This window comes from Streptomyces sp. NRRL F-5126 (genome assembly GCF_000721265.1).
Taxonomy (GTDB): domain Bacteria; phylum Actinomycetota; class Actinomycetes; order Streptomycetales; family Streptomycetaceae; genus Streptomyces.
In genome coordinates this window covers 547,785-564,401 of record NZ_JOFZ01000012.1, presented here as the reverse complement: position 1 = coordinate 564,401, position 16,617 = coordinate 547,785, and the positions used below count along the sequence as shown (strand labels likewise).

The 16,617-nt window shown below is 70.9% G+C and carries 12 protein-coding genes; 8 read left to right on the top strand and 4 right to left on the bottom strand.

Going from position 1 to position 16,617, the window contains the following annotated elements:
• The first annotated feature begins 7 nt into the window (after nucleotides 1-7).
• On the top strand, nucleotides 8-967 hold the full coding sequence (locus tag IH48_RS0127350; RefSeq protein WP_030910212.1) for an aldo/keto reductase: 960 nt from the start codon (nucleotides 8-10) through the stop codon (nucleotides 965-967).
• Nucleotides 968-1,125: 158 nt separating this feature from the next.
• Entirely contained in the window at nucleotides 1,126-2,061 is a 936-nt protein-coding gene (locus IH48_RS0127345; RefSeq protein WP_030910209.1) for a LysR family transcriptional regulator, read from the top strand.
• Between the two features lie 6 nt (nucleotides 2,062-2,067).
• Here the strand turns inward: IH48_RS0127345 and IH48_RS0127340 are convergent, their stop codons facing one another.
• From IH48_RS0127340 to IH48_RS0127325, 4 genes are all read right to left on the bottom strand, one after another.
• Nucleotides 2,068-6,546: an NACHT and WD repeat domain-containing protein gene (locus IH48_RS0127340; protein WP_030910206.1), complete on the bottom strand. Its 4,479-nt coding sequence runs from the start codon at nucleotides 6,544-6,546 to the stop codon at nucleotides 2,068-2,070.
• Nucleotides 6,543-6,935 carry an effector-associated constant component EACC1 gene (locus IH48_RS35955; RefSeq protein ID WP_267885331.1) on the bottom strand — a complete coding sequence of 131 codons (393 nt, stop codon included), beginning with the start codon at nucleotides 6,933-6,935 and terminating at the stop codon, nucleotides 6,543-6,545. Before IH48_RS35955 ends, IH48_RS0127340 begins: the two co-directional genes overlap by 4 nt.
• A 143-nt stretch (nucleotides 6,936-7,078) precedes the next feature.
• Nucleotides 7,079-7,855 (bottom strand): serine hydrolase, encoded by a 777-nt coding sequence (locus tag IH48_RS0127330; RefSeq protein ID WP_199810010.1) that lies wholly within the window; start codon nucleotides 7,853-7,855, stop codon nucleotides 7,079-7,081.
• A 5-nt stretch (nucleotides 7,856-7,860) separates the two neighbouring features.
• A complete protein-coding gene (locus tag IH48_RS0127325; protein WP_030910199.1) occupies nucleotides 7,861-9,390 on the bottom strand; it encodes an N-acyl-D-amino-acid deacylase family protein in 1,530 nt (509 codons plus the stop codon).
• 219 nt (nucleotides 9,391-9,609) lie between these two features.
• On the opposite strand from IH48_RS0127325, the gene IH48_RS0127320 reads away from it, so the two are divergent.
• From IH48_RS0127320 to IH48_RS0127295, 6 genes are read left to right on the top strand one after another with little or no spacing between them, the layout of a single operon-like run.
• Entirely contained in the window at nucleotides 9,610-11,517 is a 1,908-nt protein-coding gene (locus IH48_RS0127320) for an ABC transporter substrate-binding protein (RefSeq protein WP_078850072.1), read from the top strand.
• A complete protein-coding gene (locus IH48_RS0127315; RefSeq protein WP_234434399.1) occupies nucleotides 11,510-12,577 on the top strand; it encodes an ABC transporter permease in 1,068 nt (355 codons plus the stop codon). The genes IH48_RS0127320 and IH48_RS0127315 overlap by 8 nt, the downstream gene beginning before the upstream one ends.
• On the top strand, nucleotides 12,574-13,488 hold the full coding sequence (locus tag IH48_RS0127310) for an ABC transporter permease (RefSeq protein WP_037843304.1): 915 nt from the start codon (nucleotides 12,574-12,576) through the stop codon (nucleotides 13,486-13,488). Before IH48_RS0127315 ends, IH48_RS0127310 begins: the two co-directional genes overlap by 4 nt.
• Nucleotides 13,485-14,510, top strand: coding sequence for an ABC transporter ATP-binding protein (locus IH48_RS0127305; RefSeq protein ID WP_051840658.1), 1,026 nt, complete (start codon nucleotides 13,485-13,487; stop codon nucleotides 14,508-14,510). Before IH48_RS0127310 ends, IH48_RS0127305 begins: the two co-directional genes overlap by 4 nt.
• Nucleotides 14,507-15,514, top strand: coding sequence for an ABC transporter ATP-binding protein (locus IH48_RS0127300; protein ID WP_037843301.1), 1,008 nt, complete (start codon nucleotides 14,507-14,509; stop codon nucleotides 15,512-15,514). The genes IH48_RS0127305 and IH48_RS0127300 overlap by 4 nt, the downstream gene beginning before the upstream one ends.
• Nucleotides 15,511-16,467, top strand: coding sequence for a S66 peptidase family protein (locus IH48_RS0127295; protein WP_037843299.1), 957 nt, complete (start codon nucleotides 15,511-15,513; stop codon nucleotides 16,465-16,467). Before IH48_RS0127300 ends, IH48_RS0127295 begins: the two co-directional genes overlap by 4 nt.
• The last annotated feature ends 150 nt before the right edge of the window (nucleotides 16,468-16,617 follow it).

The following is a 16,617-nucleotide window of genomic DNA, read 5'->3' as shown; positions in this document are numbered from 1 at the left end:
TTCTGGCATGACTGAACTGCGCCCCCTCGGCTCGTCCGACCTCCTCGTTTCCCCCCTCTGCCTGGGCGGCAACGTCTTCGGCTGGACCGCCGACAAGACCCAGTCGTTGGCCGTGCTCGACGCCTACCTCGCCGCAGGCGGCAACTTCATCGACACCTCCGACTCGTACATGAACTACTTTCCCGAGCAGGGCAACGAGCCGGGACAGTCCGAGAGCATCATCGGCGACTGGCTCGCCACCCGGCGCAACCGCGACGACGTGGTCGTCGCGACCAAGGTCGGCGACCATCCGAAGTTCATGGGCCTCGCGCCCGCCAACATCAAGGCCGCTGCCGAGGAATCCCTGCGGCGGCTGCGCACCGACCACATCGACCTCTACTACACCCATTTCGACCGGGACGAGTCCATCCCGGTGGACGACATCATCACCGCGCTCGACGACCTCGTGAAGGCCGGCAAGGTGCGTGCCATCGCGACCTCCAACATCAGCCCCGAGCGGCTCTCCGCCTCGCTGGCCTTCTCCGATCGCGAAGGGATGGCCCGGTACGTCGCTCTGCAGCCGCAGTACAACCTCGTCTCGCGCGACACCTACGAGGGCGCGCGGCGGGATGTCGTGGAGCGCGGAGGGCTGGCCTGCGTTCCGTACTTCGCGCTCGCCTCCGGCTTCCTCACCGGCAAGTACCGTCCTGGGAAGAGCATCGAGAACGTGCGCGACATTCCCGGACTCGCCGGCGGCTACGCGGACACCGAACGCGGCGTGAAGGTGCTCGATGCGCTGGAGCGGATCGCGGCGGCGCGCGGGGCGGAGATGGCCACGGTGGCGCTGGCCTGGCTCGGGCAGCAGCCGACCGTGACCGCGCCGATCGCCTCCGCACGCACCGTCGAGCAGCTGCCTGCGCTTCTGGCCGCGCAGGACCTGCGTCTGTCGGACACCGAGCTCGGGGCCTTGACGGCAGCCTCGTCCTGACCGCCCAGGCACCTGCCGCCCGTACCGGAAGGAGGGGACCAGCGGCTCGACCGCTGGTGAGGGCCCCGAAACGAGGCTTCTTGAAGATGTTGCGGAATGCATGAAAATCCGTTTCCGACCCCTGCCAACGCCGCGGGGTGGCGTCATAGTCTGCCGCCATGCTCAACACGCACCGCCTGCACGTACTGGCCACGGTCGACCAGGCAGGGAGTATCGCCGGGGCCGCCCGCGAGCTGCGGTTGTCGCCGTCCGCCGTGTCGCACCAGCTGGCCCAGTTGGAGAAGGACGCGGGCATCAGCCTCGTCGAGCGCAGCGCGCAGAGCCTGCGGCTGACTCCCGCCGGGCGGCGGCTCTCGCTGCGCGGGCAGGAGGTGCTGGCCCTGCTGGACTCGGCGGAGCGTGACCTGCGGGCGCAGTCGCGCGCAGACTCGGGGCACCTGCGGATCGGGTTCTTCGCGTCGGCCGGCTACCAGCTGCTGCCGCAGTCGCTGTCACGGTTCTCCCGCCGCCACCCCGGCGTCGAGCTGGAGCTCGTCGAGGGGCAGCCGCACGAGCTGGCCCTCGGCGTCCAGCAGGGCGCGATCGACACGCTGGTCGTCTTCGAGCACGCCCTCGACCCGTGGGTGCCGCCCGAGGGCGTCGAGGTGAAGGTGCTCTTCCACGAGCCGCAGCTGCTGGTGGTACCGGCCGGTCACCCCGCCGGGAGGCGCGGCCAGGTGCGGCTGGTGGAGCTGGCGGGGGAGCAGTGGGTGACGTCGTTCGGCACGGGCACGCCGGTCCTTTCCGTGCTGGAGCGGGCGTGCGCCCTTGAGGGCTTCGTGCCGCACATTCGCTGCCGCAGCGACCACTACGAGGTGATCGTGGGCCTCGTGCGGGCGGGAATGGGCATCGCGCTGGTGCCGAGCCTCGGACTCAACGACACCAGCGGTGTGCAGACGAGCCGCGTGTCCGGGCCGAAGCTCTACCGGAAGATAGGCGTCGCCTGGCGTCCGGAGAACCCCAACCCGGTGCTGAGCAGCTTCACCGCCTACCTGGGCAGCGCCGCGTCCAACCTGCTGGCCGCCGGGCACCTCGCCGGGATGGCCCCCGGCTGATCCACGTCACTGACATGGCGGTTGGTAGGGGCGATCCGGCAGGTACTTCTTCCAATCCTGCTGGGAGATCGGGTCGCCGATCGCGTTGCAGAGAGACGTGATGACGTGCTGCGGATTGGTGTCCCACAGATCGATGCCGGCGGAGGCGCGTACGACGGCGAGGGTCTTGCCGTCGGGAGCGAATGCCAGGGAGTAGAAGTCCGATGCGGTCGGCATGTAGAACTGCCGGCTGGGTGAGTGCGGATCACTCACGTCCCAGACCTCGGGGCGCTTTTTGAAGTCGTCGTTGGTCGTGAACAGAGCGATGCGGGTCCCGTCGGGGCTGAAGGCCAACGGACTGTCGGGCTTCCCGATGGACACCTTTGCGGTGCGACCTGCCAGACGGTCACGGCGGACGTCCCACAGCCGGAGCGTTCCAGTCTCGTCGTAGAGCGCGAAGAGCTTCCCGTCCGGCCGGAACGCGAAATAAGCGAATCTGGTGCCGGTCGGCAGGCGTATCGACCACGATGCGGATGGATGAGTGGGATGGGTGACGTCCCAGCTGCGTACCACCGGGTCTGCGGTCGGGCGGGCTTTCCTGTCGCTCTTGGTGGACTCGTCGATGACCAGCGACCTGCCGTCCGGTGAGAAGACAAGTCCGTACCCGGCCGTTTCGATCGTGGAGAGGTGACGCGGGTGCCGGGGATCGGCGATGTCGTAGAGCCGGACGACCTGGGGCTTGGGGTTTCTGGCCACGAGGCCGTTGGAGTCGGAGACGGCCAGGAGGGGCTTGGTCGGACTGAAGGCGAGTGCTCCCACGCCGTTGTCCACATTGATCATGGCCAGCTTCTCTTTCGGGTGGGCGGTACCGCGCAGAAAGAGGTTGGCGTACGTGTCCTTGCCCTGCTTGTAGACCTCGGTGTCGGCGAGGAGCTTGCCGTCCGGGCTGAGGGCGATGTCCTGTCCCGCGAACATGTCGGGCGCGCGCGTCATGACCAGAGGCTTGCTTCGCCGACTCCGGAGGTCGAGGTCCCGCAGCCAGTTCGCGCCCACGCCTTGGTAGGCGAGGAGCACTTTCTTCCCGGCCCTCGCGAGGGACAGCCGGCCTCCGGTGCCGGGCGCCGGTGGTATGAATCCCACCGCCCCCGGCTGGGCGCCGTTGGCGAGGTCCCAGATCTTGACGCCGCGGTCGGTGGCCTTGAGCACCTGCTTGGCGTTGCCGGGGACAAACAGCGCTACTCCGCCGCCCCTGTCGCTGCCGGTGTTCGACGCACCGGGCAGGATCGCGTCGGTTCCGTGTGTGTAGATCCAGATCTTCCAACTGGGGCCGCAAGCCGCGACGATCCGTTTGCTCTTCGAGGCGAACGCCATCGAGGTCACGCTGTCCGTGCATCTGCTGGCGCTGCTCGACACGCCTTTGTCCGCTGACACGACCTGCCGGGGAGCCTTCGGGTCGTCGAGGGTCCACAGCGCCAGATCGTCACGGTAATCGAGGGTGTCCGTCTTCTTCGGTTTCTCGGCCGGTGCTGCCAGCAGGCTGCCCGAACTGTCGAAGGCGATTCGGTGCAGTGGCCGCATATGCTTGTCAAAGTAGGCGTCGTACGGGGCCGCGCGCAGTGTGGCGAGGGGTTTGGTGCCGGTCGCCTTCCACAGCCGTACCCGCCCGTCGACACTCGCGCTCGCGAGCAGACCGCGCTTGGGGGAGACGGCCAGGGAGTCGACCTGCTTGCCGTTGCCCCGGAGCGGGGGCAGGGCGTGCGGCGCACGAGGATCACCGGTGTCCCAGCGGAGGATCCCGCCCGCCGATGTGCCGGCGAAGAGGGTGTTCCCGTGAGTGCCGAAGACCAGCGCGGTGACGGCGTCCGACGTCGTGGGCGCGGACAGCTTCTTCGGCCGGCCGGGTCGGGAGATGTCCCACAGCCGCACAGTCGCCGAGGTGGAGCCGTCGGTGGCGTAGGTGGCCGCGGCGAGCACGGTGCCGTCGGCGGTCACCGCGATCGGGCCGGTCAGGATCCCGTCAATATGCCCTGCCCGGCCGTGCCGGGTGCGCAGCACGATCGAGTCGCCGGTGGAGATGGCGAGCACCTGGCCGTTCGCGCTGTAGGCGAGGTCATAGGCCGGTTCGCCGTCGTTGATCACGCCTGGTGTGTGCTGGCTGTTGAGGAGGGCGCTGCGGCCGGCCTCGTGGTCGAGCCGGTACGAGACCAGGCTGAGCTGCTTGGCCAGCCCGGGGTGGAGCTCGCGCTGCCCCTCGGCCTCGGCGGCCAGGTACCGGGCGAGGTCGCGCTGCTGCGCCTGACCGGCCTGGCGCCAGTAGATTCCCGCGCCTGCCAGGCCGGTCGTCGCCAGCAGGGCCAGCACGACGAAGAAGGTGAACACGGCACGGCGTCGGCGGCCGTCGCGCGTGTGCTGGCGCCAGGAGTTCTCCATGAACTCGGCGGATACCGAGCCGAGTGGTGGGGCGCCGGGTGCGGCCGTGCGCTCCCGCATCGCGGCGAGCCGGTTCCCCCGGTACAGCAGGGAGGTGTCCCGTTCTGACTGCTCCCAGCCCGCCGCGTCCGAGGCGAGCTGCTGGCGGGCGCGCAGCAGGTCGCGATCCTCGTCGATCCACTGCCCCAGCTTGGGCCAGGCACGCAGCAGCGCCTCGTGGCTGATGCGGACCGTGTCGCGGTCGAGGGTGAGCAGGCGGGCCCCGGCGAACCGTGCGATCGCATTCCTCGCGATCGCCTCGTCGGACACCCCGTGCAGGAGCACAGGCCATTCGACCGGCTGTGCGGTGTCGCCGGCGTCCTCGCTCACCCGGGCCAGCCGGGGCAGCATGAGGCGCACCGCCTCCTGGCCGGGCGCATCGAGCCCGCCGTAGACGCTCTCCGCCGTGGTCGCGACGGCCTTCGTGATGCCACCGGTGGCGAGGTATCCGGAGACGGTGAGCCGCAGGTCCTCGCGCTCCTTCCACGTCTCCTGCAACACGTGGGACAGGAGCGGCAGCGCCTCCGCGGGCGACCGCAGGCCGGTCGCTCTGCCCAGCTCCTCCAGGATGAGAGGGGCGAGCCCCTCCTCGAGCTCCAGCTGCGCGGTGGCCGCAGGTTCCTCGATCGAGGCGCGCAGTTCGCCGGCGTCCATGGGGTCGACCAGTAGCTGGCTGCTACTCAGGATGGTCCGCAGTTCGGGGCGTTCGGCCGCCTGGGCGTAGAAGTCCGCCCGCAGCGCGAAGACCACCAAGGCCCGCGGTTCGTGGCCCTCTTGGGGCTGGGCCAGTTCGGTCACCGCCCTCAGGAACGCCGTCTGTTCCTCCGGGTCCGTACAGAGGGTGAACAGCTCTTCCAGCTGATCGACGACCATGACCAGCCGTTGCCCCGGGTGGTCGAGAAGGCGGTCCGCGAATTCTGCCGCGTGGCCCTTCACCAGCAGCGACTCGGCGCCGTCGGGGGCCTCGGGCGCGAGGGAGTCGGCGAGGTTCCGTAGCGGGTTCCTGCCAGGTGTCAGGCGCCGGCCGGGCCAGCCGGTCGACCCCGGCAGTCCGGGCAGTCCATGGGTGCGCAGACGTGCCAGCAGACCGGCGTTGAGCAGGGACGTCTTTCCGGATCCTGACGCCCCGACGAGGATCAGGGAGCCAGGTGCGCCGAAGGCCGCCGCCGTCGCCTTCACCAGGCGCTCGGTCATCGCGGTGCGTCCGGCGAAGACATCGGCCCGCTCCACCGAGAAGGGGCTGAGCCCCGGGTAGGGGCAGACGCTGTCGGCGGGCGGCTGCCGGTCCGGTGCGGAGGCACGCGTGTGAAAGGCCGGGTTGGGCGCGATGACGAGATTGCCGGAAAGGTCTCCGTTCACCCTCCGGGGTACGGGCTGCTGTCCGTCCCGCAGCCTTCGCTCCAGGGCGTAGTAGGCCGCGTCCAGGGTCAGCGACTGCTGCCCCTCGGCGTCGCCGTGCTCCAGCAGGTGGAGTAACGCCCCCGTGAATGTGGTGTGTTCGGCATCCTCCGGGGCGCGGGCCAGCAGTTCCGCCGACCCGAGGAGGTACATCCCATTGCCCGGTGCCGCGTTGAAAGCGGTGACCAATGAGGTGCCGCCCAGCGACGCGCGCCCGGAGAAGCAGCAGTCGAGCACGATGACTTTGGACGCGGCCCGGCTCGCCAGCACCGCCTCACGCAGGGCGGCGAAGGAGTACGCCTGGTGCTCGGCCATGCCGGGAGTGAGTTCCGCGGTGTTGCCTGCGGCCAGGTACAGGTCCCCGCTCGGGGCAAGCAGGCCGTGCCCGATGAAGTAGACCAGCAGAACGGTGTCGGCCCGCATTGTTGCCCTGGCCACGGCGAGGGCCATGCTCTGGGCGTCTGCCGGGTCGAGCACCGCCGTCACCTGTTCCGGCCGCACCCCGCAATGCTCGACCAGGGCCGTCCGCAGATCCCTGAAGCTGCCGGCGACCGACGGGACCGAGGGGAGTCCGCCGTCCTGGTGCGTCGCGGTGGCGATCAGCAGAACCTGCACGCCCGCGCCGTCCAGATCGGTCATCGGTCCTCGCGGTGCTCGGGCGCCGAGATCCGCAGGGTCGTGTCTCCCTGCTGGTCCTGCGCGCCCAGCAGGGACGCGACATCGGCCACTTGGCGCCGCAGGTCTGCCGCGTCGAGAGCGGCCACGTTCCTGGCGGAGAGTTCCAGTGAACGGCCGTCCGGGAGCGTCATCTTGACGTGTATCTCACCGCGCCGGGTACGCAGCCAGGCGATGACGGTGGTCGCCAGCGCGGATGCCGCGGCGCCGGGACCGACCGCCACCGTCAGCGCCTCGAGCAAAGGCCCGAGCGTGCCCTTCTCGGGCGGGCCCTCCTTGCGGCCGACTCGGCCTCTCAACTCATCGACATCCGCCAACCAGGCGTGCAGTGAACGAAGTTGGTCTGCTGTCATCGGGCCATTGGTGTTCAGCGTCACTTCTCACAAGCCCCCGTCGCCGCCGCGTACAACTCTCTGCCTTCACGGCTGCGACGAGGCTAGCGGCTGCCGCTCGGCCTGACCAGGGTCACTGAACTCGGCGCTTCGGACCGCGGCGCTCAGCTTGCCGCGGCCGCGATCTGCGCGCCGACCGCGCGCATCGCCCGCACCATTTCGAACTCGTCGCCCGGCGCGCACCTGGCGAGCACCGCGTAGCAGACCTGACGTGCGCCGCGCACCACCCCGACGTCACAGCGCACCCCCTCGTCCGTGCCCGTCTTGTTCGCGACCCACAGCGACGGGCACGGGACGTCGCGGACCTCGGCGTCCTCGGCGTCGTGCGGGATGAAGGCCGGGACCATCGCCCGGTCGCCGCATCCGGCCATCCAGCCGAGCAGCAGGCGCGCCCACCGCTCGTCGGCGGCGATGCGCTCCGCGAGGGCGGACAGTTCCGCCGCGGTGCCGACCGCGAAGGTGGTCGGGTGCCCCGGGAGCCGGGGTTCGCGGATCCGGTCGAGGACGCGCGTGCGGACGAGCCCGAGTGCTTCCGCCCTCTTGTTGACGCGCGAAAGGCCCACCCGGCGGATCAGCGCGTTGGTTGCGGTGTTGTCGCTCACCGCCGCCGTGAGGACGGCCAGGTCGGCGATGGTCGGGCGGCGTACGGACAGCCGGGTCAGCAGCCCTGAGCCGCCGCAATGGTCCTCGCCGAGCAGTTCGACGGGCTCGGCCGCGTCCAGGCGGTCTCCGGCCGGGCCGGTGCCGGTCAGGCCGTGGGCGACCTCGGCGAGCAGCAGCAGCTTGCCGACGCTGGCCAGCGGCAGCACCTCGTCGGGACGGTGTTCGAGCACGCCCGGCACCGAGACGGACAGCGTGCCGGGAAGGTCGGGTGGCAGCACGCCGCTCAGCATGCCAGCACCCGGCCCGGCCGCGCCTTGGTGACCTCGCCGTCCTCCACGACCACCGCGCCCGCCACCACCACGATCCTGACGCCGCACGGCGCCGGCAGCGGGTCGGAGAAGGTGGCGCGGTCGGCGACGGTCTCCGGGTCGAACACCACCAGGTCGGCGTGGCCGCCGTCGCGCAGCACACCGCGCCCGGTCAGGCCGAACCGCGCCGCGGTCGCGCCCGTCATCTTGTGGACGGCGTCGGGCAGCCCCAGCAGGCCGAGTTCGCGCACGTAGCGGCCGAGCACGCGGGCGAACGTGCCGGCCCAGCGGGGATGCGGCAGCCCCGGTCTCGGCACACCGTCAGAGCCGATCATGGTGAACGGCGCGGCGAGCACGCGCCGTACGTCGTCCTCCCGCATCGAGTGGCTGATGATCGTCACGTCCCCGTCCTCCGCCAGCAGCAGGTCGGCGACCACGTCGAGGGGATCGGCGCCGCGTTCGTACGCGATGTCCGCGACCGTTCGCCCGTGCAGCGCGGCGTGGTGTGCGGTGCCGGCGAGCGAGATCCGGTCCCAGCCGCCGTTGCCGACGGTGTTCTCCCAGCCGTCCACGCCGTCCGCGATGGCGGCGCGCATCCTGGCGCGCTGTTCCGTGTCGCGCAGCCGCTCCAGCAGGCGGACGTCGCCGCCGTCGTGCGCCCACGGCGGCAGCATCGCGGCGAGGGACGTGCTGCCCGCGGTGTACGGGTAGACGTCGCAGGTCACGTCCATGCCATCGGCGCGCAGTCCGTGCAGGCGCGGCAGCGTCCGCTCGGTGCCGCCCCAGCCGTACCGGCCCGCGGTCTTGTGGTGCGACACGTGCAGCGGCGCGCCGCTGTCGCGGGCGATCCGCACCGCCTCCTCCAGCGCCTCCTCGACGGCGGACATCTCGTCGCGCAGGTGCGTCACGTACGGCTTGCCGTGCCGTGCCGCGACCGCGGCGAGGGCCGTGACCTCGGCCGTGTCGGCGTACGAGCCCGGCGTGTAGATCAGGCCCGTGGACAGGCCCGCGGCGCCCGCGGAGAGCGCGTCGTCCAGCACCCTGCACATGGCGCCCAGTTCGTCCTCGCTGACCGCCCGGGCGTCGGGGCCCGCCACGGCCTCGCGCAGCGTGCCGTGGCCGACGAGCGAGGCGATGTGGTTCGGCCGGCCCGCATCGGCGTGTGCCCGGCAGAACGCCGGGAAGTCCGGGAAAGGTCCGGGGAAGGCGCTGTCGCCGCAGTTTCCGCAGACCTCCACGGTGACGCCCTGCAGCACGGCCGAGTGTGCGGGCAGCTCCCCGGTCCGGTCGAGGGCTGTGACGTCGGAGTGCGTGTGGGCGTCGATGAAGCCGGGCGCGACAACGTGCCCGGGGGCGTCCACGACCCGGTCGGCGGTCGCGGGGGCGCCGGGCGGCAGGACGCGTACCCGGCCGTCGGCGACCCCGACCTGGCCCGCGGCGAGCGGCGCGCCCGTCCCGTCCGCGATGTCCGCGCCCCGGATCAGCAGGTCGAAGTGGGGATTCATGTGCCTCCTCGCTCGAGCGTCCTCGCTGGGGTGTCCACCTGGACGCGCGGAGTCAGCGTGCAACCCGCCGGAGGCCTGCCGCACGGAGCACCGAAAATCTCGCCGCTCACCGATCACTTCTTGTACGGCGGACGGCAGGGCCCGCCTCAGCCGCCACGATGTCGACCCACCGGGCCAGCCGAACGTCGACCCTCCGGGCCAGTCGAACGAGGAGCGCACATGACCGCCGTCGAGGACACCGCCGCCACGGCGCCCGCGAGTACGCGCCGGCTGCGCGGACTGCGAGGACCGCGCGCCGTCCTGGCGCTCGCCATCGCGTGTGCCATGTGCCTGCTCGGCCTGGCGGGCTCCGCGTCCGCCGCGTCCCCGAGCCGGGCATCACCCGGCAGTTCCGCGTCCACGGGTTCCGCCGCAGGCAAGACGCTCCGCGTGGCGATGGACAGTTCGGGCGTGGACACGCTGAACCCGTTCGTGTCGTACTTCAACGGCTCCCTCGACATCTTCGGCGCCATCTACCCGACGCTCACTGTGATCGAGAAGAACGGCAAGCCCGGCCCCTACCTCGCCACGTCCTGGTCCCTGTCGAAGGACCACCGCACGTGGACGTTCAAGATCCGGCCCGGCCTCAAGTGGAGCGACGGCAAGCCGCTGACCGCCGCCGACGCCGCCTGGACCTTCCACCTGATCATGACGAACGAGGTGGCGGCGACCGCCAACGGCACGCTCGTGTCCCACTTCAAGTCCGTGTCGGCACCGAACCCCACCACACTGGTCATCACAACGGACGAGCCGCAGGCCGACCTCACCTACGTGAGCGTGCCGATCTACGGCATCCCGATCGTGCCCGAGCACATCTGGAAGTCGCACGTCAAAGACCTCAAGAGCTACCAGAACGACTCCTATCCCGTGGTCGGCTACGGCCCGTGGATTCTCACCGGGTACAAGACGGACCAGTACGCGACGCTCGACGCGAACAAGTCGTTCCTCTTCGGCGCGCCCAAGTTCGGCCACCTCATCGAGCGGCTCTACAAGACCAGTGACAGTGCCGTCGCCGCGCTGCGATCGGGACAGCTCGACTACATCAGCGGCGTCAACGCCACGGAGTTCACGTCGCTGAGACGCACCTCCGGTGTGCACACCGTGCAGGCGGCGGGCAACGGCTGGAACGGACTCGAGCTCAACCCGGGCGCGAGGACCCGCGGCGGCAAGCCCATCGGCACCGGCAACCCGGCCCTGAAGGACCCTGTGCTGCGGCGCGCGATCGCGCTGAGCATCGACAAGAAGACGCTGGTCGGCAAGGTTCTCGACGGCTACGGCACGGTCGGCCAGGGGTACCTGCCACCGGCCTGGTCGCAGTGGGTGTGGAAGCCGCCACCCGGCCAGGAGCAGAGGTACGACCCGCGGCATGCCAACCGGATGCTCGACAAGGCCGGCTACAAGCGGGGCCGGGACGGCATCCGGATCGACCCCAAGAACGGCAAGCCACTCGTCCTCAGGCTCGGGATCCACTCCGACGAGTCCGAAGACGCGGCGTTCGCCCCCTACATCCAGGGCTGGCTCAGGGACATCGGAATAAAGGTGGTGATCCACCCCATGAGCATGTCCGCACTCAACAGCGACCTGGGCAAGGGGGATTGGGACATGCTGATCGACGCATGGACCAGCGGCCCCGACCCGACGTACATGCTCGGCATCCAGAGCTGCACCACCCTGCCCAACGAGCAGGGCACGGGCGGCAACACGGACTCGTTCTTCTGCGACCCCCGCTACGAGAAGCTGTTCGCGCAGCAGCAGAGCGAGTTCGACCCCGGGCAGCGTGCGCGGGTCGTCGGCAAGATGCAGAAGATCCTCTACGACGCCGACGTGGACATCATGTTCTACAACAAGAGGCAGAAGATCGCGATGTCCTCCAAGGTCACCGCCATGAACACCGGCACACCTGACGCGCAGGGCTTCTACCCGGCGCAGGGCTCCTTCTGGAGCTACCTCGACGCGACCCCCACCGCCCAGCGCCACTACTCCGCCGGCGGCATCGGCCTCGGGTTCGGCATAGCCGCAGCGGTCATCGTGCTCGGGGCGGCAGCCGCGATCGTCCGGCACCGGGCGGGGGTGGACGACCGTGAGTGATCCCGCCATCGCCACCGGGACGACGGCCGGGGCGCCCGCCCCGGTCCCCGCGCCGCGCCGGCAGCGCTCGCCGCGCATGCCCTGGGCGCGCTACCTGGTCTCCAAACTCGCCGCCGCCGTCGTGAGCTTCGCCGTCACCCTCGTCATCGGCTTCGTGCTGTTCAACATGATGCCGTCCGACCCGGTGCGCACCATGACACGCGGGCGGCCCGTCAGCGAGTCCCAACTCGCCCACCTGCGCGTGCAGCTCGGCCTCGACAAGCCGCTGTGGCTGAGGTTCCTCGACTTCGTCAACGACACACTCCACGGCCATCTCGGCTACTCGTGGGAGTACCAGCGCTCGGTGGCGTCGCTGACGCTGAGCCACATCGGCCCCACCCTGCTGCTGATGGGAACCTCGTTCGCCATCTCCGTCGTCATCGGGCTGTGGCTGGGCCAGCGCAGCGGCTGGCGCGCGGGCAGTGCGTTCGACCGCGTCACCTCGTCCACGTCACTCACACTCTGGTCCGTGCCCACCTTCTGGCTGGGCATGATCCTGCTGATGGTGTGCAGCGTCGGCATCGGCCCGATCCACGGCTTCCTGCCCGCCGGCGGCATGAGCGACCCCTCGCTCCCGCAGACCGGGTTCACGCACTACGTGGACGTCGCGCGGCACCTGGTGCTGCCCGCGCTGACCATGGTCCTCGTCACCTACGCCCAGTACGTGACGATCATGCGGTCCTCGATCATCGAGGAGAAGGGCAGCCCCTACCTGCTGACCGCACGCGCCAAGGGACTGAGAGACGCCCACGTGCGCCGCGGCCATGCGCTGCCCAACGCCATGCTCCCCTCGGTGACCATGATCTTCATGCACCTCGGGATGCTGATCAGCGGCGCGGTCACCGTCGAGGCGGTCTACTCCTGGCCCGGCCTCGGCGACCTCACCTACGAGGCGCTCAAGATCCCCGACCTGCCGCTGCTCCAGGGCACCTTCATCGTCTTCAGTGCGAGTGTGATCATCATGAATCTCCTGGCGGACCTCGCCTACCGGTTCCTCGACCCCAGGGTGCGCGCCCAGTGAGCGCCGCACAGGCCGTGGGTGCCGATCAGGCGGCGGTGGCGGTCCCGCCACGGTTCGCCGGGGCGCGCCGCTTCGTCCGGGCCTTCGCGCACCGCCCGTCCGGTGTCACGGGTGTCGTGCTGCTCGTGCTGTTCATCCTGCTCGCGCTGGTCTCGCCGCTGTTCATCGGCCTCGACCAGCTCGACGTCACGAAGGCGGACGGGCCGCTGCTCGCAGCGCCGAGCGGCCACTACCCGCTCGGCACCGACCAGGCGGGACGCAACGTGCTGCTCCTGCTGGTCTGGGGTTCGCGCGAGAGCCTGCGGGTCGGCGTCATCGCCACCGCGCTGACCGTCGTGTTCGGCGCCGGCGTGGGCATCGTCGCCGGGCACTACGGCGGCTTCGTCGGCCGCGCGCTGATGCACGTGACGGACTGGTTCATCGCACTGCCCAGCCTGCCGCTCGCGATCTCCCTCGCCGCGGTGCTCGGCCAGGGCGAGACGTCGATCACCATCGCCATCGCCGTCACCTCGTGGACCGCGACCGCGCGCCTCATCCGCGCGCAGACACTGGCCGTCGAGGCGCGGCCGTTCGTCGAACGGGCGCGGGCGCTCGGGGCGGGGGACTGGCAGATCATGGTGCGCCAGGTGCTGCCCAATGTGACCCCGCTGATCCTGGTCTCCTCCACCCTGACGGTCGCCGGGGCCCTGCTGTCCGAGGCCACCCTGACCTTCCTCGGCCTCGGCAACCCCGCCTCCATCACCTGGGGCGAGATGCTCAACAACGCATTCTTCAACGGCGCGTTCACCGCCGGGGCCTGGTGGTACGTGCTGCCACCCGGCCTCGCGATCCTCGTGGTGGTCCTGGGCTTCACGCTCACAGGACGCGCCGTGGAACACGTGCTCGACCCACGGACGGAGGACAGGCGTTGACCACCAGTACGGCGGACGCCGCCGACAGCACGACCACCGAGGACACACCGCTGCTCGACGTGCGCGACCTCCACGTCACCTACCGGCTGGGCGAGCGCGAGGTGCCCGCGGTGCGCGGGGTCGGCTTCAGCCTCGCCGCCGGGGACACACTCGGCGTCGCCGGGGAGTCCGGCTGCGGCAAGTCGACGATGGCGCTCAGCCTGTTGCGGCTGCAGGACCGCGGCGCGAAGGTCGACGGCGAAGTGCTCTTCCGCGGCGAGAACCTGCTGACCACCAGATGGGTGCGGCTGCGCGCGGTGCGCTGGGCCGGCGCCTCCGTCGTGTTCCAGGGCGCGATGAGCGCGCTGAACCCGGTGCGCCGCGTCCTCGACCAGGTCGTCGAACCGATGGTCGTGCACGACGGGATACGGCCGAAGGCAGCGGAACGCCGCGCCATCGAACTGCTCGACAGTGTCGGCATCCCGGCCAGGCGGGTCCGCGGCTACCCGCACGAGTTCTCCGGCGGCCAGCGGCAGCGTGTGATGATCGCGATGGCCCTGGCCTGCCGCCCCGAGCTGATCATCGCCGACGAGCCCACCACGGCGCTCGACGTCATGGTCCAGGCCCAGATCCTGCAACTGCTGGCCGATCTCGTCCGCGAGTCGCGGATCGCCGTCATCATGATCACGCACGACCTGTCGCTGCTCGCCCACACCTGCGATCGGCTGGCCGTCATGTACGCCGGCCGGATCGTCGAACTCGGCCCGGCGAAGCAGGTACTGCGGAATCCGGAACACCCCTACACCAGGGCGTTGTCACGGGCGTTCCCCACCATCGGCGACCCGGCGTCGCGGCGCGCGCCCGCCGGCCTCAGGGGCGACCCGCCTCGGCCGTCGGACACCCGAACGGGCTGCGACTTCGCCGCACGATGCCCCGAGGTGCTGCCCGCCTGCCACACCGAGGACATGCGGCTGTGGCCCGCCGGGCCCGGTCGCACGGCCGCGTGCCTCAAGGCGCTGCCCGAGCACCGAGGAGAGCAGTGACCAGCGAACCCGGCCAGGCCCCCGCCGCGTTGGAGGCCCGCGAACTGTCCGTCGTCTACCCGCCGTCACGCGGGCGCGGCCCGGCCCGCGCCGTCGACGGCGTCAACCTGCGCGTCGCGAAGGGCGAGATCGTCGCGCTGATCGGCGAGTCGGGGTGCGGCAAGTCCACACTGGCACGCGCGCTGGTCGGGCTCGTCAAGCCGACCGGCGGCGAGGTGCGCTACGAGGACACACCGCTCGCCTACACGGCCAAGGGGCTCAAGCGCTACCGGCGCCACACCCAACTCGTCCTGCAGGACCCGGGCGGCGCCCTCAACCCCAAGCAGAACGTCTACGACGCGGTGGCCATGGGGCCGCGCCTGCACGGCCTCACCGACGGGCTGCCGCGCACCGTGCACCAGGCCCTGGCGCGCGCAGGACTGCGGCCGCCCGAGGACTACTTCGGCCGCTACCCGCACGAGATGTCCGGCGGGCAGCAGCAGCGCGTCGTCATCGCCGGCGTGCTGGCGCTCAACCCCTCCGTCATCGTCGCGGACGAGCCGGTGGCGTCGCTGGACGCGTCGGTGCGCGGCGAGATCCTGGAGCTCATCCTGCGGCTGCGCGACGACCTCGGCGTGTCCGCCCTCGTCGTCAGCCACGACCTCGGCCTCGCCTGGAACATCGCCGACCGGGTGGCGGTGATGTACCTGGGCAGGATCGTCGAGCAGGGCACCGTCGAGGAGGTGCTGCTGCGCCCGCAGCACCCCTATACGCGGGCGCTGCTGTCGGTGGTGCCGACCGGCGCCGACGACTGGCACCCCACCCTCCTCACCGGCGAGCCGCCCGACCCCACGGCCATCCCGTCCGGCTGCCGCTTCCACCCGCGCTGCGGCCGCTGGGCGGGCGCCACGCCACAGGAACGGGCCACCGCCGCCTGCGACCGCCGCGAGCTGCCCGTGCTGGGGTCCGGCACCTCGTGCGCCGCCTGCCACCTCCTCACACCGACACACCTGGAGAACGCATGACCCTGCTCCGTCCGCCCGCGCTGCGCCCGGGCGACACCGTCGCCGTCATCTGCGCCAGCTCGCCCGTGGACGACCAGGAGCACCTGGAGTCCGGCCTCGCGGCCATGCGTTCTGTGGGCCTCGTGCCCGAGGTCTTCGGGTCGGCACGCGACGCGGGCAGCGTCTACGACTACCTGGCCGGCGACGACGAACTGCGGGCGTCGGACCTGACGCGCGCCCTGTCCGACCCGGCCTACGCCGGCGTGTTCCTCGCCTGCGGCGGCTACGGCGCGCAGCGCACGCTCGAACTGGTCGACTTCGGCCGCATCGACCCCGCACGCCCGAAGGTCGTCGTCGGCTACTCCGACGTGACGGCGCTGCTCGAAGCGCTGGCCGCCAAGCTGGGCTGGGTCTCGCTGTTCGGGCCGATGGTCGCCTGCGGCGGCTTCTGGGAGGGCCCGTCGGAGTACGACTTCGCGCGGCTCATGAAGTTGCTGTACACGCCGTCCGAGGTCAAGGAACTGACCTTCCCCGACGCGCGGACGCTGGTCCCCGGCATCGCCGAGGGGCTGACCCTGGGCGGCACGGCGACGCTGATAGCCGCGAGCCTCGGCACCGACACGTCGTACCCGGCGAAGGACGCCATCCTCTTCCTGGAGGACGTCGACGAACTGCCTTTCCGTATCGACCGGATCGTCACCCAGATCAGGCGCGCCAAGAGCTACCTCGACGGGGTCGCGGGGATCGTACTCGGCACGTTCACCGAGTGCGGCGACCCCGCGCACGTCGACCGGATGCTGGCGGAGCGCTTCGGCGACCTCGGCGTGCCGGTGCTGGCGGGCGTCAACATCGGGCACAACACGCGGATGCAGACGTACCCCATCGGGGTCAGGGCGCGGCTGGACGCCGACGGAGCGCGGCTGACGTTCCTCGACCAGGTGCTCACCGACCCCGAGCCCGCCCTGCTCGGCTGACCCGGCCGCCCCGTGCGGTCCGGCCGCCGGGCCGGTGCGGCCCGCACCGGCCGGGGCCGTTCGCCGGGGCCGGACGGCGGCGTTCCAGGGACCGGGCACGCGCCGTCGTGGCCGACAGCGTAGGGACGCGTAGAGCGGCAGCAGGCCGTG

Coding starts and splice junctions, on each gene's coding strand:
- IH48_RS0127340 (WP_030910206.1), bottom strand. CDS start 6,546: ATGACCGATCTGGACGGCGCGGGCGTGCAGGTTCTGCTGATCGCCACC.
- IH48_RS35955 (WP_267885331.1), bottom strand. CDS start 6,935: ATGACAGCAGACCAACTTCGTTCACTGCACGCCTGGTTGGCGGATGTC.
- IH48_RS0127350 (WP_030910212.1), top strand. CDS start 8: ATGACTGAACTGCGCCCCCTCGGCTCGTCCGACCTCCTCGTTTCCCCC.
- IH48_RS0127325 (WP_030910199.1), bottom strand. CDS start 9,390: ATGAATCCCCACTTCGACCTGCTGATCCGGGGCGCGGACATCGCGGAC.
- IH48_RS0127320 (WP_078850072.1), top strand. CDS start 9,610: ATGACCGCCGTCGAGGACACCGCCGCCACGGCGCCCGCGAGTACGCGC.
- IH48_RS0127295 (WP_037843299.1), top strand. CDS start 15,511: ATGACCCTGCTCCGTCCGCCCGCGCTGCGCCCGGGCGACACCGTCGCC.
- IH48_RS0127345 (WP_030910209.1), top strand. CDS start 1,126: ATGCTCAACACGCACCGCCTGCACGTACTGGCCACGGTCGACCAGGCA.